Source organism: Leeuwenhoekiella aestuarii (assembly GCF_004104055.1).
In the GTDB taxonomy this organism is placed as follows: domain Bacteria; phylum Bacteroidota; class Bacteroidia; order Flavobacteriales; family Flavobacteriaceae; genus Leeuwenhoekiella; species Leeuwenhoekiella aestuarii.
The window spans coordinates 154651-173650 of the sequence record NZ_QOVJ01000004.1; the positions used below are offsets into that span (position 1 = coordinate 154651).

Sequence of the window (19000 nt, forward strand, 5' to 3'; positions counted from 1 at the left end):
CTTTATGAAACGTACTAAAACTATTCAATATATATTTATTCTGGCTTTTGCAGCTAACAGCTTGTCGTGTTCTAATGACTATCTGGATGAGACGACCTATGGGGAAGTAGCTCCGTCAGAAATGACAAAACCTGAAAATGTAGAGCGTGCCATCATCGCTGCCTACAGTGTACTTAACGGTCAGTTTGACGGTGCGAGTAATGCCTATAACTCCCCGGCTTCTAACTGGAGTTTTGGAGATGTGGTATCTGACGATGCCTATAAAGGTGGCGGCGGTACTGGTGACAATAACAACATTCACCAGATGGAAATTTTCAATACCAATTCTAGTGTACTTGATGTGGAGCGCAAATGGATGGCACTCTACGAAGGAGTAAAACGCAGTAACGAAGCGATAAAATTACTCAATGCATCAGAAGATTTTGATTCAGAACTTAAGGTACAACGCCACGCAGAGCTGAACTTCTTACGCGGGCATTATTACTTTGAACTTAAAAAGATCTACAACCATATCCCCTATATTGATGAATCTGCACTGACTGTTGCTGATTATGCTAAATCCAATACAGAATTTACATCTGAAGAGCTATGGACTAAAATTGAAGAGAATTTTCAGACAGCTTATGAAGGCTTACCCGATACACAAACCGAATTGGGAAGACCTACCAAAGTTGCTGCTAAAGCGTATTTGACTAAGTGCTATTTATTTCAGCAAGAATGGCAAAAAGTTTATGATAACAGCACAGAAGTGCTCAATAGTCAATACGGACTTTTAGAGGACTTTCAGGAGGTGTTTTTGCCGGAAAATGATAACAGTAAAGAAGTGATCTTTGCCGTACAACATACAGTGAATGATGGCCAACCTGATAACTATAACGGAAGTATCGGAGATCGTTTAACGGCACCGGGCGGACCGTTCTACTCGCAATATGGTTTTCACCGTCCTTCACAAAATTTGATCAATACCTTTAAAACAGATGCCAGCGGTTTACCGGTTGACAACAACATCAACCTGACCGATGCAGATAATGTAGATCCTCGTTTAGATATTACAGTAGGACGTCCCGGTATTCCTTATAAGGATTTAGATATTCTTTATGACGCAAGCTGGGCACGTGATCTGGCTACATATGGTCCTCTGGCTCCTAAGAAGCGAATAGTTTCTGCCAACTCTCCAGCCTTTGTAAATACCTGGCCGTACGTGAACGCTTTAAATTATTACATCATACGCTATGCTGAAGTGCTCTTGTGGAGAGCTGAAGCTGCTGTTGAGTTAGATAAACTTGAAGAAGCAAGAGCTTTAGTGAATCAGATCAGAACACGTGCTGCCAATACCGAAACGGTAAAAACGCTAGACGGTTCGCAAGATGCTGCAAACTATAGTGTAGCCACCTATGATACTAACTGGACCGACAAAGATGCAGCCCGTGAAGCGGTTCATCTGGAAACCCGTTTAGAATTGGCTATGGAAGGGCATCGGTTCTTCAATCTGGTACGCTGGGGACAAGCTGAAAAAGTAATCAATGCGTATCTGGAAGTTGAAAAAACACGCCGTACACATTTAACAAATGCTAATTTTATAGAAGGCACCCACGAGTATTGGCCTATCCCACAACGCTACATAGACAGTAGCCCGGAAGGTCTCATCACTCAGAATGCAGGCTACTAAGTTTTTTTGATCAAGAGGTTAAAGAAAAAGGAATCGATTTATGGATGGGTAACTACACTCCGGATCTCGATAGCTGATTTCTTTAACCTCTTTTTAATACGATAACTATGAGAACGTTTGTTGTTACACTGGTGATCATCTGTTTTACTACTGTACAGATGAAGGCTCAAAAAGGATACGATCCGAGTTTTAAAGCCGCTCGATCAGAAAATCTACTTCAGGATAAAAACTTTTACCTCTTTACCGCAATTCAGAATGAGGAAGCAGTAAAGCAACTCTTAATGACTAATTCGGTTCTCAAAGCATTCAAGGAATCCCAGGATAAATTGCTGGCAGGATCTTTACAACAGCATAAAGAAAATCCCGCGTTGCTGGTAAAAACATACCTCTTTTCTCAAAAAGAAATTTCTCAAATTGGTGACGAACTGAAAAACTTGGTGCAGCGATCAGCCGTACTACAACACTTTATAAGAACCAACCTGAGACCTTCAGGGGCATATGAAGCTTATAAAGAGCTTTCTGATGCCGATTATCTGGAAGCATGCTGGAACTTATGCGCGGCAGGCATCAATCATAACTTAACAGTATATGGGCTGGGTGAAGCACCACAATATGCTACCATAGACTCTATCTCTTATGATGTTTCTTCTTCCTATTACAAAGGAGCCTTATGGATGTGGAGCGACCGGTTTGTAAAACAGGAGAATGATAAACCGGCATTGTTTTTTGAGAATAGTCTCAACTATGCGCTGGCCTTACTCTATATGAATCACCGGGACGAAGCAAGCCGTTATGAACCGCTCATCTTAAAAGAAAATGCAAAGGCTGCTGCTCACGTAAAGCATACCGACTTTGATGCATATCTGTATGCCAGTATTTTGGTATTGGGCAACGGACCCGAAAACTACAGAGACAGACTTTCTGCAGTGGGAAAACTAAATTTACAACTGGGTGTTTTAAAATACCGTCAAAAGCAAGCTCCGTTCATTATAGTGTCTGGAGGACACGCACACCCGTTTCGTGCCGACTATGCAGAAGCTATTGAAATGAAAAAAGAACTCATAAATTACTATCGAATTCCCGAAGAGCATATCATAATTGAACCCCACGCCCGGCATACAACCACAAACCTGAGAAATGCAGCCCGGCTTATGATCGCCTATGCGATGCCTTTGAAGCAAAGATCTCTTGTAATTACGAATAATTTGCACAGTGCTTACACCGGAGACCAGCGGTTCATAGAGCGTTGTCAAGAAGAGCTGGGATATGCTCCTGCTCGAATTTTAAATCGTATAGATGCCACGACTCTGGAGTTCTTACCACAACTGGAAGCATTACAACAAAATCCGATGGAGCCCTTAGATCCTTAAATAAGGTGTGGTTTAGTATTCAACAATCCTCAAAACCCTTTTACTCCTTTTAAAATATCAGGGTCGAGTTCAATTCCTTCGTTGCCGTGTAAAACAGACATGTCTCCTGTAGATTCTAAGATCACAGCCTTTACCTCAGAAAATCGCAGGGCATTTGCCTCCCTGAGTTTGGCAATCAGATCAGTCTCTCCCACATTGGTTTGTTCTAGGTTTTCGTAAAGAATTTTACCGTTATACATCAACATAATGGGATCATTGGTAAGTAAACTGTCTGCCTTTTTAGATTTACGAACTACAAATGCAAAAAAGGATTGAAATGCTACAATGGCTGCAAGAGCCAAACCACCTTTTAATAAAGACTGGTTCGTATTCATAACAACCGAAGCCAATATAGATCCTATTGCAATGGTTGAAGCAAAATCAAAACTCGACATCTTGGCGAACGTGCGCAAGCCCGAGATCCTTGTGATCGCTACAATTATGGTAAAAATAACCACTACCGAAATCAATACTTTTAAAAGTGTAGGGAGTGAGGCATAAATCCAGTTTTCCATAGGTCTTTTCTCTTTAAGAAGTTAAGCTTACAAATTAGGCTAAACATCCCCGCTGCCTCTTCAGAAATCCTTCAATTTTAAAATTTTTAACGCACTACTGTTAAATATTGTTATTATAAATAAAATACAACTTAAGGCAATATATTTTTATAGAATATAGAGTTCATAAATTTTCAACTAGCAACGCGCCCAATGAACACGGTATTAGCTTCTCCCAGATTCACGGTAAGTGAGCAAAATTCCATTTTAAATACGATAGGCAATACGCCTTTGATTCATTTAAAACAACTAACTGCGCGTTCGGGTATTGATGTATTCGGAAAGCTTGAAATGGCAAACCCCGGAGGAAGCATTAAAGATCGCACTTCATTAAGTATTGTTGAAGAAGGAATCAAGAAAGGAGAAATTACTCCAAAGACTACGCTTGTCGAAAGCAGTAGTGGTAATATGGCTATAGGGCTGGCGCAAGTTTGTGGCTATTACAACATTCCTCTTGTGATTGTCGTTGATCCTAAAGCTAACAACCATACTTTAAAAATTTTAAAAGCCTATGGAGTTCAAATAAATACGGTCAACAAACCCGATAAAAAAGGAGGCTATCTAGGAGCTCGTTTAAACCGAGTCAAGCAGTTGCTTTCAGAAATCCCTCAGTCTCTTTGGACGAACCAGTATGGTAACCGTGCAAATCCTCACGCACATTATAAAACGATGAGCGAGATTACTAGTCAGTTGCCGGATGTAGATTATGTATTTTCTGCTACCAGTACCTGTGGAACTTTAATGGGCTGTGCCACTTACATCAAAGAAAATAATTTAAGAACAAAGCTCATCGCTGTAGATGCTTGTGGAAGTGTCATTTTTGGAGACGCGCCCAAAGAACGTTTCATCCCCGGTCATGGCGCGGGCCTTCCTTCTCAATTTTTAAATAAAGAGCTCGTAAATGGCGTAATGCATATTTCTGATAAAGAATGTGTTGAAGGCTGTCAAAAACTTTTAAAAACCGAAAGTATCTTAGCTGGTGGCTCCTCGGGAGCTGTAGTTTCCGCCTTTTTAAAGAGAGCTCCTAGTCTGCATAAAGAGGGTAAGTGTGTATTGATTCTTTGCGACAGAGGGGAGCGCTATCTGGATACAATATATAATGAAGCTTGGGTAACTAAACATTTAAAATAATGGACACCTCCGTTTTTAATGTGGGGATTATTGGTTTAGGTCCTAAAGGTTTTTACGGGTTTGAAAGGCTTTTGGCTGAGATTGATCAATTGGACGATCATACAGACATGTGCATCCATCTTTTTAATGAATCAGATGCTTTTGCTACCGGCTGGGTTTATGATATCAACCAACCGGAATACCTCCTGATGAATTACCCTAATAAATATATTTCATCTGTTCCCCGTACCGAATGCGATGCTATGATTCCCATGAGCTCATACAGTGAATGGGTTAGTAAGTTTACCGGTAATAGTATTTCATATGAAGAAAAGCAAATAGCACCACGGGCAGCTGTAGGTCGCTATCTGAAATATTATTTCAATCTACTGCTCAAAGCTGGAAGCTCAAGAGTAAAAATTAAAAAACACATCACTACGGTAACCGCAATTAAAAAAGGCGATAGCGGTTTTTATATTGATACTACAACTGGTGCTGGTGCGGGACTCACTTTTAAAACACTGTTACTCACAACAGGTCATAGTCCGGCTATTTCAAGTGCTTACCAAACCGCTTCTAATTGTGATTACACGATTCCGTTTGTTTATCCTTTTGATAAAAAACTAACGCCTGTAAAATCGGGAACAACAGTGTTGTGCAAAGGCATAGGCCTTACAGCTATTGATACGATTCTGGGTTTGACCGAAGGACGAGACGGAGCGTTCAAAAAATCAGAATCAGGAAGCTATTCGTATACTAAAAGTGGAACTGAGCCCTTTAAAATAATGCCCTTTTCAAGATCTGGAATTCCTATCATCCCTCGAGGATTAGCTGCTATAAATCTAAAACAAACCAGTTTTTTTCTTAAGCATCTTGTTGAAGATACTTTAAAAAACAAACGGATATTAGATTTTGAAAAACAAGTTCTTCCAATACTCAAAGTGGATATTGAAGCGGAATATTATCATAGACTATTTAAGCACTACCACTACGAATATACTCCTTCAGTAAGTATCGAACATTTTCGTAACGTGCAAAAAGACTTTCATAAGCGCTTTCCAAAAGTTAACCAATTTAAAGCTCAAAGCATTTTATACCCTAAATTAAATCCTGAAAGTAATTTGCAACAAGCAGTCAAAAACTTTTGGGAATTCTGGATCATTGAGTCTGAAAAAAAGGAGAGCCCATATGCGGCAGCCGTTGCAGCTTGGCGTTTTGCAGCTGAGGATTTTAACCGCTTGTACAGCGCTAATGTATTAACTCCTGCTTCTAGATCAATCTTTCAAAATAAGTATTTCGGACTTTTTAACCGGGTTGCTTATGGCCCTCCGGTTCAAAATATTCAAAAAATGCTAGCGTTAATGCAAGCAGGAATTCTTGACTTTTCCTATGCAAAAAGTCCACAGTTAATTGAAAAACGGGATGCCTGTTACCTGCAAACTAAAACTCAAAAAATAGAAATGGACTATATACTAGATGCCCGGCTTCCCCGTGGTTTTTCTAAGGAAGCCGCAGTACTTTTTAACCCGATTGCTAAGCCTGCTCTTTTTTCACATACGGCAAATCTGAATGCTGTTGAAGTAAAATGTACCCGGCAAGGACATCCGGTAGATGCATCAGGGGCTATCGAAAAAAACATGGTTTTATACGGTACTCCTACAGAAGGTGCCTTATTTGATAATGACACCCTTTCCCGTACGCATAATGATACCGCCAGTATGTGGGCTAAAAATACGGTCATTCAATACATTCAATCTAAAACTGCTCTTACAACCTAATTATGAATACTTATTTACCTCCTTTAAAGCCCATTACTTCTCCCTGGATGCATAGCATTATGGAGGATTTTAAACTGCAGGAAGCAGTATTGGAAACCTATAACTCGCCTGTTAACCTGCATCATTTAGGTGCTTTTCAAGATAATATTGCCGAATATAAAAGCATATTAGACACCTACGGTTTTAAATACCAACTCTTTTTTGCGCGGAAAGCCAATAAGTTTAAAAACTTGATTCCTGCAGCTGTTGAAGTCGGAATTGGAATAGACACTGCAAGTTTACCGGAACTTCAACAATGTCTGGATCTTGATGTAAATCCTAAACAACTCATCTCTACCGCTGCGATCAAAAATAAAGCACTTTTGGAGCTGGCTGTGAAGAATAAAGTGCTGTTGATAATTGACAACAAAGATGAACTGGATCAGGTTAGAGCTATTGCAAAATCTTTAAACCAAACTGCCAAAATAGGTATACGTATTTCAGGATTTAAACATCAGGAAGCTAAACTTTTCAGCCGATTTGGTTTTGACGTAGATGCTGTAATACCATTTCTAGAAGCCTATTTCAAAAATCCCGATACTCATGAACAACTTAGCGTGGAAGGTTTTCATTTTCATCTGGACGGATACAGTACAGCCCAGCGTGGAGAAGCCTTACACCAGACTCTGGATATTATAGCTAAATTACAGCATGTAAACTTCCCCATATCTTTTATAGATATGGGAGGCGGAATTCTGATGAATTACCTGCAATCGCAACAGGAATGGAATAGGTTTAAAGACACGCTCAAGCAGGCGGTGTTAGAAAAACACGATCCCATAACGTATAACAACGACGGTTTGGGATATCGCAATAGAGATGGTCACCTGGAAGGCGATCTGGCTGCCTACCCTTATTTTAATGAAAATTCTAAAGCAAGTTTCCTCAAAGAGATTTTAGAAACGACCAATACCGAAAATAAAACAGTGGCGCAACGTCTTAAACAAAAAGGTATCGAATTACGTCTGGAGCCGGGTCGTAGCTTGCTCAACCAGGTAGGAATCACTCTGGCACGCGTGGCACACCGTAAAGTAGATGCCAGAGGCAACCACCTTATAGGTCTTGAAATGAATATGTCGCAACTCAAAAGTTCAAGCGCCGACTTTCTCCTTGACCCTTTTATAAGTTATAAAAACCCAAATGCTGATTCAGAAGCCGTAGCGGTATATTTTACGGGAGCGTATTGCCTGGAGCGAGATGTACTTTTAAAACGTAAAATCAGCTTACCTCAACTCCCCGAGATAGGTGATACCGTACTGTTTGTAAATACAGCAGGCTATATGATGCACTTCTTTGAAACGGAAGCGCATTTGTTTGAACGAGCAAAAAATTTAAGCCTGACCAATAACCCAAAAACCTTCTCTATAGATGCTATAGAAGAAGAATTATAATCTTAAATATCATGGAAACAGCAATAGGAGTTATCGCGAGTATATTTACAACGCTGGCTGTACTACCCCAGGTGTTTAAGGTTATACAAACAAGATCGGCTGAAGACATCTCACTGTGGATGTTCATCTGCCTGTTGATCGGCGTGGGTTCCTGGACGATTTATGGGATATTCAAAGAAGACTGGCCCATCATCATCACAAACGGACTCTCTTTTCTTTTTAACAGCATCATGGTGTATACCAAACTGGCATACAGTAAGCCCCCTCCAAAATAAGTTTTAGCAACCCAATCTGTTTCTACCTCTTGAGCAAACTGTCAAGGCAAGCCCGCAGGGAATTAAAAGGAAACTGCTTAACGCTTGATCATCCAATAAAATACCAATCCATTAAAAACACCTATGAACGATTTTTTTACAACAAATAAACGATCCATATTTGGCGGACTCCTAACCTTTCTTTTTTTACTGATCGGTATCTTCCTGTTGGGTAATGTGAGTGGCTATAAAGCGAAAGAACTCATTGAAGCTTCCTTATCCGGAGTGAATATGTTATGCAATACCATTGTATTAGGCTCTGCTACCATTCTAACTTTATTACTAACCCTTCTGGGAATCAGTACCAGTTCAAAGTCTACCCTTAAAAAAGCGCATTATATTCAGGTTTCTAACATTGCCAAAATAGACACGGTACTTTTCATCACCGCCTTGGTTTTATTTCAGATGTTCAACATTCCCATTACAGAATCTGAAGAAGTCCCTACCTCTTGGTTTAAGTATTTATACTGGATCACGCTCTTTTTCTCTTCTTTAATTAGTGGAATGATGGTTACGGTAGTACTGTTGCTATACAGTACAGTAACAAATATCATTTCAATCGTTGGCCTGGGTAAAGACCATTACTTGATCTCGGAAGAAGAGATTGAAGAAAAAGAAGAAGAAGAAAAAGAAAAGAACTAAACAAATTGCTAGTAAATGGATGTCCTTTTAATATTGGGTATTGCGCTTTTGAGCACCGTGTTGATGACCGCATTTAGTTGTATCCTCAGCAAAATACTCGCGCAGAATTTGATTGAACCGTATTGGTTGAATGTGTTGCTCTTTAAAAAGAGAGGATGGCGCAACCCACTGGGGTGGGTGACTCATTATTTAACGGGAATTGGTTTTATGTATTTACTCATTTTCCTTAATGATCTTTACCCATTATCGTTGATCGCTACAATTTTAGTATATGGATTCTTAGAAGGTGTTCTGGGTATTGTAATGTGGGGGATCCTTTTTAAAATGACCCACTACCCTCATAAACTCAATGTCTCGTGGTACTATGTAAACCTAATAGCAGCGCATATCGTTTTTGCCACAGCAGCACTATGTACCTACTAAAACGCATTCCTCATGGTTTGATCCATTTATACCCCTACAGCGCACTTAGCTATTATTTAAGATAATTTTAATTTATCTATAGATATACTTTAACCTTTATTTTGACCATTTGGTGTGTTTTCAACCTAATTTTAGAAAATATACTAACCAAAGTCTTCGCATAATGGCTAAAGAAAATAAAAGTAAATCAACTTCTAAAAAGATCGATCAGCTTGCTGACAGTACCAAAGATTTTACAGATAAAAACCTTACAACCAATCAGGGTCTTAAAGTAAACGACACCAACAACTCCTTAAAAGCCGGTGAACGCGGCGCCACGTTGCTTGAAGATTTTTTGCTACGCGAAAAGATCACCAGCTTTGACCATGAGCGCATTCCAGAACGCATCGTTCACGCTCGAGGAAGTGGAGCGCACGGATATTTTGAATTGTATGAGAGTATTGAAAAGTATACGAAAGCCGGACTCTTTACAGACACACAACGCAAGACCCCGGTATTTGTACGTTTTTCTACCGTTGCGGGTTCTAAAGGCTCTCCAGATTTAGCTCGGGACGTACGCGGTTTTGCCGTAAAGTTTTATACTGAAGAAGGTACCTGGGATCTGGTAGGAAACAATATGCCTGTCTTTTTTATTCAGGATGCGATGAAATTTCCAGACCTCATTCACTCGGTTAAACCCGAACCGAATAACGAGATCCCGCAGGCGGCTTCTGCCCACGATACCTTTTACGATTTTGTTTCTCGTGCTACCGAAACCCTGCACAACCACATCTGGGTGATGAGCGACCGGGGTATTCCGCGTAGCTTCCGTATGATGGAAGGTTTTGGGATTCATACCTTTCGTTTTATAAATGAGGAAGGAAAATCACACTTCGTAAAATTCCATTGGAAACCGGTATTGGGTGTGCATTCGGTTACCTGGGATGAAGCAGTAAAGATCAATGGTGCCGATTCTGACTTTCACCGCAGAGATCTGTGGGACGCTATTGAAGCCGGTCAATATCCCGAGTGGGAATTTGGTATTCAGGTGGTCGCAGAAGAAGACGAACATAAATACGATTTTGACCTGCTTGATCCTACGAAGTTAATTCCAGAAGAACTGGTGCCTGTAGAGATCATCGGTAAGATGACCTTGAATAAAAACCCTGAAAATTTCTTTGCAGAAACCGAACAGGTTGCTTTCTTACCGGGACATATCGTACCGGGAATTGATTTTACGAACGACCCACTTTTACAAGGAAGGTTATTCTCCTACCGCGATACGCAATTGTCGCGTTTGGGCAGCCCTAATTTTCACCAGATCCCCATCAACAGACCGGTAGTACCCAGTCATAACAACCAGCGAGACGGACATATGCAGACGGAAATCCCTAAAGGACAAACGGCTTATTTCCCCAACTCCCTGAGTATGGGTTGTCCGCATTTGGCTAAAATGGCCGAGGGCGGTTTTACGCATCACGAAGAACGTATAGACGCGCATAAAATACGCTCACGCAGCGAGAGCTTTAGCGATCACTTTTCCCAACCCGCATTATTTTACCGCAGTCTGGCCCCTTGGGAACAAGAGCACGTAGCAGATGCGTATACGTTTGAATTGGGTAAATGCAACCATCAGGACATTCAAGAGCGCATGCTTTGGATCATCAATCAGATAGATGAAAACCTGGCCACTAAAGTTGCAGACGGCCTCGGTTTAAAAATCCCTAAAAAGATTGAGCAGCCTGTAAACCAGGCCATAGGTGCTGATGCTGACGTTGAAAAGTTTCAGCCTCAACCTAAAAAAGACTATCTGAAAAAAGACAATGCCTTGAGTCAGGCAAAGACAAAATTTGACAGCATTGCTACCCGCCAGATCGCGGTACTGGCTGCAGATGGTTTTGAGATGGAAAGTTTTAAACCGTATAAAGCTGCCTTAGAAAAAGCAGGTGCTGTTGTTAAAATTGTGGCACCTCACGGAGGTAGTATTACCTGCGATCAGGATATGGAACATAAAGTTGCTGCTGCGATCATGACCACCGAAAGTGTATTGTTTGATGCCATTTTGGTTCCGGGAGGTGAGCAATCGGTTAAAAGCCTTTTAAAGAAAGGCAAATATGCTAAGTTTATCAGTGAAGCTTTTAAACATTGCAAAGCCATAGCTGTATTAGGAGCTGGAGAAGAACTACTCAAAGAAAGTTATATCAAAAATTACACGAAAGATAAAGCTGTATTTGTAGATGCAAAAGCCCAGGATTTTATTGATGCCATTAAACAGCATCGAAACTGGGACCGTATGGAGACTGCTTCCTCAATACCTGTATAGAATTAAATACTTATGTAAGCAATAACCCAAAGCAGTATCCGCTTTGGGTTATTTTTTAAAGAAAAAGGGTTTCAGTTTCAGGTTAGTTGTGTTTTTATCTTACCCGATTTAATGATATTCTTTAAGAGGCTTATTTGAAATTCAGTACCCAGTTCTTCATTGCTCAAAACTTTTACAGTTCCGCCATGAGCTTCTGTTACAGTTTTAACCAGGCTAAGACCTAGGCCCCAACTTTTAATCCCTTCTTTTTTTACACGCTTATTCGACTTTAGGTAATCAAAAATCTCATCTTGTTTGTGCTCTGGTATAGGTTCTCCAAAATTATGAACACTTATACGCGTTTGATCTCCTAAATCACTAACAGCTATCGTTATGGGTTCTTTACTAGTTCCATATTTTACAGCATTGGTGATTAAGTTTTCTAAAATTCTTCGTATGGCCATACCATCAAAGACCCCAATAATTTGTGAAGCATGAAAATTTTCAATAATCGTATTCGGAAATATCAATCGGGTCTCCTCAACTACCCACCGTATATCTTTCAGTAAATCACATTCTTTAAAATTGAGCGTTATACCTTCTCCAGCTTCTATAGTGATTGCATCTAGCAGGCCTTCAATTAGTTTTAAAGAAAAATCCAGACTGGTTGCTGTCATTTTAGAAACTTCATGAATTTCATGGATATCGGTTTCTGTTTTAAGCATTTCTAGTGCTACTTTTGCTGCTGAAAGGGGGTTCCTAATATCATGTGCAAGCATGCTTATCAACTTTTCTTTCATGTCATTAATAGAATCACTAAAAGATCGAGCAGATTGAACCATTGCAGTTTGAATTACATAATGCAGAACTAAACCTACATTTACATCATATGAATTTCGCTCTCTCAAAAATGCTGTGATCACCTCATTAAAAACTACATATTCTTCTAATATACTAGCTATGGTGTAATTAAGTGTAGTTGCTCTATGCCTTCCATGGTCTTCACTATTCGTTAAGATGCCTTGATAACTTTCCTCATTTTTTATATTGATAAGATCATCCTGTCCCTCTAATATAACTGCAATATCATTCAGCAGATGCGGAAGTTGATTCCTCAAGACTAAGCTTTTGGTATTTTTAGAAACCTCAATTTCTTTGATAACCTTTTCTTCCCACATGTTAATAATGGTATCGTTATTATTCTCAATTAACTTAGCAATATCGTTCATATCGATTCTCTTAAACTTTTTAGTTGGTTGATTAAAATAGTATTGCAAAAATTCAAGATTGAATACGTGTATAAAGACTTCTAACTCAAATAAACGACTTGGGGTAAAACTTAAAAACTACAGTGTAAAATACTTAAAAACAATTGATTGAATATTTAAATAAATGCAAATTTTTAAAATAAATTGGTTTTAAAGAATCTTTTTTCAACGATTTGTTGAGGTATAAAAAGAAGTATCCCGTTTGCTGTTGTATGCAAACGGGATACTTAAAACATAATTTAAAATAATAAATGGGATTTGATGTTAAGCTCCTACCACTTCTCCCCCATTCACATGAATAACCTGTCCGGTTATATAGCTGCTGTCTTCTGATGCCAGAAATACATAAGCGGGCGCAACTTCACTGGGTTGCCCGGCTCTGCCCAAAGGCACGTCCTGACCAAAATCTGATACCTCATCAAAGGTTGCCGGGATTAACGGCGTCCAGATCGGCCCCGGAGCCACGCCATTGACCCGAATATTCTTGGGTGCCCACATTTTACTCAGGGAACGGGTAAAGGTTGTGATAGCTCCCTTGGTACTGCTATAATCCAGCATGTGCGATGAACCTCTGTATGCGGTTACCGAAGTGGAATTGATCACACAGTCTCCACTTTCAAACTGACTTTCTAATGCCTTGGTAAAGAAAAAATACGGATAAATATTGGTCTCAAAAGTTGTAGCCAATTGGTCTTCGTCGATCTCAGAAACCGTATCTTTTGGAAATTGCACTGCTGCATTGTTAACCAAAATATGAATGTGTCCCAGCTCTGAGCGGGTTTGTGCAACAGCCTCTTTACAAAATTCAGCATCCCGCACATCCCCTTCGATCAAGAGGCACTTCTGTCCGTGTTCTTCTACCAGCTTCTGAGTATCTAATGCGTCTTCGGTCTCTGATTTGTAAATAATCGCTACAGAAGCACCTTCTATGGCAAAATGAACGGCCACACTGCGACCGATGCCGCTGTCTCCGCCGGTGATCAAGGCTACTTTATTTTTTAATTTACCCGAACCGGTATAGCCCTTCCGTACAATTTCGGGCTGCGGGTTCATGTCTTTTTCACTACCGGGTAACTCTTGTTCCTGTTCCGGAAATTTTGATGGTTTTGTCATGATATAGATTGTTTGAGCTTATGATCTATTATGCGCCTCTTTTCTTAGGCTTATCATCGGTATTACCGTATTGATTGGTATGTTTATCTTTTAAAGGTCCTTTGTCGATGGAGTCCTTATTTTCTTTTTTATCATTTTTCGACTTTTCATTTTTAGCACTCATAATTATAGATTTAGATTCGTAATATGTATTTATAGTTAATTGCTTCACGCGCAAAACAGGTTGCTGCTTCTGATCTTGTGAATCGCAGCGCATTTATTCCACGTAGTTTTTAGATACCTGATAGGTTTCGATCCCTTTTACAAACTGGTTGATTCCACTCAATTGAGCGTACAAGGTCTTTTGTAAGGCCCGGTCCTCCAATTGACTCACATAATGTGATAGCACCTGTAGTTTCTGATTCTCATATTTTTTAATACAAAGCCCCTGATACGTAGTGCAGGCAGCCTGCTCCCGTATTGCAGACGCTTGCCCATTAGCATTCAGGTTTTTAAACCTATTATCTTTTAAAATGCCTGCTATTACCATATGGGAAGCTCTTTTAAGCTTAAAAAGCTTTTCAAAAAGGTAAGATTCATACAGATAAAGGCTGCGCTTGTGTCTATCGAAGTAATCAGATTGATCTCTTGCAAGCTGATCGGCTATCGTTTCAAGCAGTAGTGCATCCCGGGTATTGATCGAAAAGGATTCCATAATATTACCCTTAAATACTTGTGTCAAAATACTCCTCAGTATTGGGAACGAGGTACAGGGATTTGAATGCCTGTGTGTGTTGATCTATATAGTCGATCTTAATTTTAAATGTGCTGTTCATTGCCTCACTCAAAAACGCTCCGGTCTGTTTCTCAAAACCACCATATTCGGTGTGAGAGATCTTAGAGATAGTTGTCATAGCTACAGCACGCAGGCGCGTACGCTCGTTCTGGGTGCAATCGTAACGCTTTAGCAGTTTATTTAGCGCACGTTCAAAATGGGAGTTCGGAGAAGTCTTCATATTGAATATTGTTTTTAATCGTACATTAAATGTATTGATAACTTAAAATAATACAACTGTAAAGAATGCCAATTGAGAAAACTTTAATAGCCTATCAAAAAGTCTTGTTAAGGAGTGTGTACGTAGTATTCAAACCTTTTAAATTCAGAATCGATATAGACTTCAAGCAGCTTTAGGTTTGTATACCTGATTTGTATAGCATTATACTCCCAAACCCGCATGGTTAAATGAATCAAAATCCTTAGGTTCAGATTAACCATAGGATACACAACAAATAATCAACAGCGGGCTTAAAATTGAACATAAAACTTCCATTCATCTCCCTGTTCATTTTTTCCATCGATACGGCAAAGCATGTCTTTGAGCGAGTTGATGCAGCTGGAAACCAAAAAAATAAAAGCTTATTTTCTTGCCCGCCATTTCAATTTCGAATTCAAGAAGCTTAGCGTAAAACGATGTTGAATCCAGTTCAGCACGACGCGTTTCATTTAAATCTATTTTTTCCACCTGCTTCATATCGCGTTTGTGCTGAGGTTTAAACACAATAATTCGTCTGGTGTCCAATCATAACTCCCTTACTTTGAAGGAAGGCTTGGGTGAATGTTTTAAAAAAGAATGCTCATCTTGGCTCTTCAGGCATTCGTTAAGTATTCCCTAATTCAAATAGTATTAACAAAATGCTCAATTTAAATCTTCATTAAAAGACTTACCTTGAGTAATCTGATTTTAAATAAAAGACTATGCGCTCAATTTGGAATGGTTCAATAAGTTTTGGTTTGGTTTCCATACCTATAAAAATGTATTCCGGCTCGGAGGACCGCAAGTTGGATCTCGATATGCTTGACCGCCACGACAATGCGCGTATACGCTACAAACGCATTAACGAAGAAACCGGAAAAGAAGTAGAATGGAAGGATATCGTTAAAGGTTTTAAGCAGGATGACGGATACGTAGTCCTTGAAAAGGAAGACTTTGAACAGGCCAACCTCAAAAAAAGCAAAACCATCGATATCGAGGAATTTATAGACGAGGTTGAAGTTGCCGATGTTCTTTTTAAAAAGCCATATTTTCTCGAACCGCAGAAAGAAGGAGGCAAATCGTATAACCTGCTACGAAACGCATTGAAAAAGACCAAAAAACTAGGCGTGGCCACCTTTGTGATGCGTCAAAAAGAGCATCTTAGTCTGGTAGGAGTTTACGACAATGCTTTGGTTTTGCATGTGATCAGGTTTGAAGACGAGATACGCGATCCTGGGGAACTCAAATTATCCAAGACTAAGGTGACTAAGAAAGAAGTGGATATGGCCATCTCGCTCATAGAAAACTACACCGAGACCTTTGACTTTGCTAAATACAAAGACGTATACAACGACCAGTTGATGAAAATTATCAAGTCGAAGTCCACCGGAAAAGTAAAGGAGCCTGAAAAATTTGAAAGCAAACCCACTCCCGCAAAAGACCTGATGGCACAGCTAAAAGCCAGTCTTGAGAAAAAGAAAAAAAATAAAGCTTCCTGATTATGGGGCTGGAGGAGTACAAACGTAAAAGGGACTTCAACAAAACCCCAGAACCCGCCGCAGACATCCATTCCAAATCAGCGGGTAGGTTTGTCATACAACGCCATCGGGCTTCACGTTTGCATTACGATCTACGGCTGGAGTTGGATGGGGTGCTTAAAAGTTGGGCGGTTCCCAAAGGCCCTTCGCTCAATCCTGCAGACAAGCGCCTTGCGGTACAGACTGAAGATCATCCTATACGCTATCTAACTTTTCACGGCACCATCCCTAAAGGAAATTATGGCGCCGGGGAAATGACCATATGGGATGAAGGCACCTTTACCATAGCAGCCGGATATCCCACGGATGCCCTGTTGCAACACTATGAAAAAGGCGACTTAAAGATTCAGTTTTTTGGCACCAAAATAAAAGGAACCTTTGCCCTTGTACATACCAAAAGAGAAAATGCAGATAACCACTGGTTGCTCATCAAGAAGAAAGATTCCTACGCTACCGATTTACACTACGATGCAGAGGTATTTGTAAACCGCAACCAATCTCCTGCTTCCTCTTCAACCCCCATCAAAAAACTCGACCCCTCCCAATTCATCCGACCTATGTTAGCCACGGCGACTAAAAACATATTTAACGATCCCGAGTGGGTGTATGAACTCAAATGGGACGGTTACCGGGTTCTGGCACATATTCAGGATGGGAAGGTTAATCTGCATTCGAGAAACGGTATCAACTACACGGAAAAGTTTGAAAAACTAAAACAGGATTTAGAAGCAATTGAGCATGATGCAATTCTGGATGGTGAAGTGGTCGTGGTAGATGCTGACGGCTTACCGCAGTTCCAGGCGTTGCAGAATTATACCCATACTACGCCGGGTACGTTGCGCTATTATGTATTTGATATGCTCCACCTCAACGGGCATGACATGCTAGACCTGCCCCTTTTAGACCGTAAAAGCCTGATTCCGGAAGTCATCGCAGGTTGTGAAGCTACGCTGTATTGCGACCATATTGAAGGTATGGGATCTGCACTCTACAATAAAGCGGTTGATGCCGGTATGGAAGGCGTCATCGCCAAACACAAAGAATCGACCTATGCGCCGGGATACCGCTCTGAAAAATGGCTAAAGATCAAAGCCGTGCTCACCGAAGAGACGCTGATCTGCGGGTATACCAATTCAAATAGTGGCGGTACCCCGTTTGGGAGTTTAATTCTAGGGATGTATACCGAAGATAAACTGAAATATGTGGGCAATTGCGGTTCCGGGTTTAGCAATGAAGAACAACATGGGTTGCTGAAGCAGCTGAAAAAACTTTCGGTTGCTGAAAATCCCTTTGGTAAAAAGATAAACCTGAAGGGCCGAAAGCCAAATTGGATCATTCCGCAATTGATTTGTGAAGTTAAATTTTCCGAATGGACAACAAACCATGTTATGCGCCATCCAGTTTATAAAGGCCTGCGCAGCGATAAGATTCCACAAGAGATTCATATTCAGAAGCCACATTCAGTATCTAAGAAAACCCAGCCCACTTCTGAAGCAGGTATTGAAGTAGCCGGACACTACGTTAATTTCACCAATCTGGAAAAAATATACTGGCCCGCTTCCGGCTACACCAAGTATGATCTTATTGATTATTATATTCAGGTATCAGAATATATGTTGCCCTATCTCAAAGACCGGCCGCAAAGCTTGCACCGGCATCCAGACGGAATTAATAAGAAAGGTTTTTACCATAAAGACCAAGAGCATCTTCCGGCGTGGATGGAGACGGTTTCCGTATTCTCCAAATCGTCAGACCGCAAGATCAACTACCTACTGTGTCAAAACGAAGCCGCATTGCTCTATATGGCCAATCTGGGATGTATTGAAATCAATCCCTGGAATTCGCGGGTGGGTACTCTGGAGAAACCCGATTATGCCATTATTGATCTTGATCCTTCAGACACCAATACCTTTGAAGAAGTAATAACCGTAGCACAGGCCGTAAAAGAAATCCTGGATCGAGCAGGTATTAAAGGCTTTTGCAAAACCTCGGGTTCGAGTGGTTTACATATCTACCTTCCGTTGGCGTCTCAATACAGTTATGCCGAAGCGCGTAATTTCACCAAACTGCTGTGTATGTATGTGGAGGAACAAGTTCCTAATCTTACCAGTATGACCCGCGCCGTCAAAGACCGAAAGGGTAAAATTTATTTGGATTACCTGCAGAACCGGAAAGGGCAAACGCTTGCCTCCCCCTATTGCGTCAGACCCAAACCCGGAGCAACGGTCTCCGCTCCCCTAGAGTGGAAGGAAATCAAGAAAGGTCTACAAATCAATCAGTTTACCCTAAAAACAATGGTCGACCGACTGCAGGAGCAGGGCGATCTGTTTGCAGGGATTTTAGGAGCGGGTATTGATATGGCTGCGGCCCTCGAAAAACTAGAAAACGAGTAACCTATAGTTTTTAGAAATACATTACATCTCTTAATAATTTGTTATTTAAGAGTTCTTAAACAGTT

The 19000-nt window shown here is 40.5% G+C and carries 18 protein-coding genes; 11 read left to right on the plus strand and 7 right to left on the minus strand.

All coding sequences use genetic code 11. The features are described from left to right. Positions 1 to 4: 4 nt before the first annotated feature. Together DSM03_RS12340 and DSM03_RS12345 are read left to right on the plus strand one after the other, a co-directional pair. On the plus strand, positions 5 to 1669 hold the full coding sequence (locus DSM03_RS12340) for a RagB/SusD family nutrient uptake outer membrane protein (protein ID WP_128763173.1): 1665 nt from the start codon (positions 5 to 7) through the stop codon (positions 1667 to 1669). Positions 1670 to 1776: 107 nt separating this feature from the next. Next, the gene (locus tag DSM03_RS12345) at positions 1777 to 3039 is read left to right on the plus strand and encodes a YdcF family protein (protein ID WP_236643948.1); all 1263 of its coding nucleotides are present in this window, start codon (positions 1777 to 1779) and stop codon (positions 3037 to 3039) included. A gap of 29 nt (positions 3040 to 3068) precedes the next feature. On the opposite strand, the gene DSM03_RS12350 is transcribed toward DSM03_RS12345, so the two are convergent. Then, entirely contained in the window at positions 3069 to 3593 is a 525-nt protein-coding gene (locus tag DSM03_RS12350) for a DUF421 domain-containing protein (protein ID WP_128762061.1), read from the minus strand. A 192-nt stretch (positions 3594 to 3785) separates the two neighbouring features. Here DSM03_RS12350 and sbnA point away from each other — a divergent pair, with 192 nt between their 5' ends. From sbnA to DSM03_RS12385, 7 genes are all read left to right on the plus strand, one after another. Further along, a complete protein-coding gene (gene sbnA, locus DSM03_RS12355; protein WP_128762060.1) occupies positions 3786 to 4763 on the plus strand; it encodes a 2,3-diaminopropionate biosynthesis protein SbnA in 978 nt (325 codons plus the stop codon). Beyond that, positions 4763 to 6520 carry an FAD/NAD(P)-binding protein gene (locus DSM03_RS12360; protein ID WP_128763174.1) on the plus strand — a complete coding sequence of 586 codons (1758 nt, stop codon included), beginning with the start codon at positions 4763 to 4765 and terminating at the stop codon, positions 6518 to 6520. Before sbnA ends, DSM03_RS12360 begins: the two co-directional genes overlap by 1 nt. Positions 6521 to 6522: 2 nt before the next feature. Continuing rightward, positions 6523 to 7950 carry a Y4yA family PLP-dependent enzyme gene (locus DSM03_RS12365; RefSeq protein ID WP_128762058.1) on the plus strand — a complete coding sequence of 476 codons (1428 nt, stop codon included), beginning with the start codon at positions 6523 to 6525 and terminating at the stop codon, positions 7948 to 7950. A gap of 11 nt (positions 7951 to 7961) precedes the next feature. Then, entirely contained in the window at positions 7962 to 8225 is a 264-nt protein-coding gene (locus tag DSM03_RS12370; RefSeq protein WP_128762057.1) for a SemiSWEET family sugar transporter, read from the plus strand. A 123-nt stretch (positions 8226 to 8348) separates the two neighbouring features. Continuing rightward, positions 8349 to 8906 (plus strand): hypothetical protein, encoded by a 558-nt coding sequence (locus tag DSM03_RS12375; RefSeq protein WP_128763175.1) that lies wholly within the window; start codon positions 8349 to 8351, stop codon positions 8904 to 8906. A gap of 15 nt (positions 8907 to 8921) precedes the next feature. Then, the gene (locus DSM03_RS12380) at positions 8922 to 9329 is read left to right on the plus strand and encodes a hypothetical protein (RefSeq protein ID WP_128763176.1); all 408 of its coding nucleotides are present in this window, start codon (positions 8922 to 8924) and stop codon (positions 9327 to 9329) included. Between the two features lie 163 nt (positions 9330 to 9492). Next, positions 9493 to 11631 carry a catalase gene (locus DSM03_RS12385; protein WP_128763177.1) on the plus strand — a complete coding sequence of 713 codons (2139 nt, stop codon included), beginning with the start codon at positions 9493 to 9495 and terminating at the stop codon, positions 11629 to 11631. Between the two features lie 77 nt (positions 11632 to 11708). On the opposite strand, the gene DSM03_RS12390 is transcribed toward DSM03_RS12385, so the two are convergent. The 6 genes from DSM03_RS12390 to DSM03_RS12415 all read right to left on the minus strand — a co-directional run bounded on the left by DSM03_RS12390 (position 11709) and on the right by DSM03_RS12415 (position 15502). After that, positions 11709 to 12839 (minus strand): sensor histidine kinase, encoded by a 1131-nt coding sequence (locus DSM03_RS12390; protein ID WP_128763178.1) that lies wholly within the window; start codon positions 12837 to 12839, stop codon positions 11709 to 11711. Positions 12840 to 13142: 303 nt separating this feature from the next. After that, complete coding sequence (locus tag DSM03_RS12395) at positions 13143 to 13991, minus strand: SDR family oxidoreductase (RefSeq protein ID WP_128763179.1); 849 nt, start codon at positions 13989 to 13991, stop codon at positions 13143 to 13145. Positions 13992 to 14019: 28 nt separating this feature from the next. Next, a complete protein-coding gene (locus DSM03_RS12400; RefSeq protein ID WP_128763180.1) occupies positions 14020 to 14247 on the minus strand; it encodes a hypothetical protein in 228 nt (75 codons plus the stop codon). After that, on the minus strand, positions 14248 to 14685 hold the full coding sequence (locus DSM03_RS12405) for a hypothetical protein (protein WP_128763181.1): 438 nt from the start codon (positions 14683 to 14685) through the stop codon (positions 14248 to 14250). It lies immediately after the preceding gene. Positions 14686 to 14695: 10 nt separating this feature from the next. Next, positions 14696 to 14986, minus strand: a complete 291-nt coding sequence (locus DSM03_RS12410; RefSeq protein ID WP_128763182.1) for a hypothetical protein — start codon at positions 14984 to 14986, stop codon at positions 14696 to 14698. Between the two features lie 327 nt (positions 14987 to 15313). Continuing rightward, positions 15314 to 15502, minus strand: coding sequence for a hypothetical protein (locus DSM03_RS12415; RefSeq protein ID WP_128763183.1), 189 nt, complete (start codon positions 15500 to 15502; stop codon positions 15314 to 15316). 224 nt (positions 15503 to 15726) lie between these two features. Here DSM03_RS12415 and ku point away from each other — a divergent pair, with 224 nt between their 5' ends. Both ku and ligD read left to right on the plus strand, forming a co-directional pair. Beyond that, complete coding sequence (gene ku / locus DSM03_RS12420) at positions 15727 to 16503, plus strand: non-homologous end joining protein Ku (RefSeq protein WP_128762049.1); 777 nt, start codon at positions 15727 to 15729, stop codon at positions 16501 to 16503. 2 nt (positions 16504 to 16505) lie between these two features. Then, positions 16506 to 18935, plus strand: coding sequence for a DNA ligase D (ligD, locus tag DSM03_RS12425; protein WP_128763184.1), 2430 nt, complete (start codon positions 16506 to 16508; stop codon positions 18933 to 18935). The last annotated feature ends 65 nt before the right edge of the window (positions 18936 to 19000 follow it).

What these genes read in the sequence shown, in the direction of transcription:
- DSM03_RS12385 (WP_128763177.1), top strand. Translation starts at nt 9,493, where the DNA reads ATGGCTAAAGAAAATAAAAGTAAATCAACTTCTAAAAAGATCGATCAG.
- DSM03_RS12360 (WP_128763174.1), top strand. Translation starts at nt 4,763, where the DNA reads ATGGACACCTCCGTTTTTAATGTGGGGATTATTGGTTTAGGTCCTAAA.
- DSM03_RS12350 (WP_128762061.1), bottom strand. Translation starts at nt 3,593, where the DNA reads ATGGAAAACTGGATTTATGCCTCACTCCCTACACTTTTAAAAGTATTG.
- DSM03_RS12410 (WP_128763182.1), bottom strand. Translation starts at nt 14,986, where the DNA reads ATGAAGACTTCTCCGAACTCCCATTTTGAACGTGCGCTAAATAAACTG.
- sbnA (WP_128762060.1), top strand. Translation starts at nt 3,786, where the DNA reads ATGAACACGGTATTAGCTTCTCCCAGATTCACGGTAAGTGAGCAAAAT.
- DSM03_RS12365 (WP_128762058.1), top strand. Translation starts at nt 6,523, where the DNA reads ATGAATACTTATTTACCTCCTTTAAAGCCCATTACTTCTCCCTGGATG.
- DSM03_RS12370 (WP_128762057.1), top strand. Translation starts at nt 7,962, where the DNA reads ATGGAAACAGCAATAGGAGTTATCGCGAGTATATTTACAACGCTGGCT.
- ku (WP_128762049.1), top strand. Translation starts at nt 15,727, where the DNA reads ATGCGCTCAATTTGGAATGGTTCAATAAGTTTTGGTTTGGTTTCCATA.
- DSM03_RS12415 (WP_128763183.1), bottom strand. Translation starts at nt 15,502, where the DNA reads ATGAAGCAGGTGGAAAAAATAGATTTAAATGAAACGCGTCGTGCTGAA.
- DSM03_RS12380 (WP_128763176.1), top strand. Translation starts at nt 8,922, where the DNA reads ATGGATGTCCTTTTAATATTGGGTATTGCGCTTTTGAGCACCGTGTTG.
- DSM03_RS12390 (WP_128763178.1), bottom strand. Translation starts at nt 12,839, where the DNA reads ATGAACGATATTGCTAAGTTAATTGAGAATAATAACGATACCATTATT.
- ligD (WP_128763184.1), top strand. Translation starts at nt 16,506, where the DNA reads ATGGGGCTGGAGGAGTACAAACGTAAAAGGGACTTCAACAAAACCCCA.
- DSM03_RS12395 (WP_128763179.1), bottom strand. Translation starts at nt 13,991, where the DNA reads ATGACAAAACCATCAAAATTTCCGGAACAGGAACAAGAGTTACCCGGT.
- DSM03_RS12400 (WP_128763180.1), bottom strand. Translation starts at nt 14,247, where the DNA reads ATGCGCTGCGATTCACAAGATCAGAAGCAGCAACCTGTTTTGCGCGTG.
- DSM03_RS12375 (WP_128763175.1), top strand. Translation starts at nt 8,349, where the DNA reads ATGAACGATTTTTTTACAACAAATAAACGATCCATATTTGGCGGACTC.
- DSM03_RS12345 (WP_236643948.1), top strand. Translation starts at nt 1,777, where the DNA reads ATGAGAACGTTTGTTGTTACACTGGTGATCATCTGTTTTACTACTGTA.
- DSM03_RS12340 (WP_128763173.1), top strand. Translation starts at nt 5, where the DNA reads ATGAAACGTACTAAAACTATTCAATATATATTTATTCTGGCTTTTGCA.
- DSM03_RS12405 (WP_128763181.1), bottom strand. Translation starts at nt 14,685, where the DNA reads ATGGAATCCTTTTCGATCAATACCCGGGATGCACTACTGCTTGAAACG.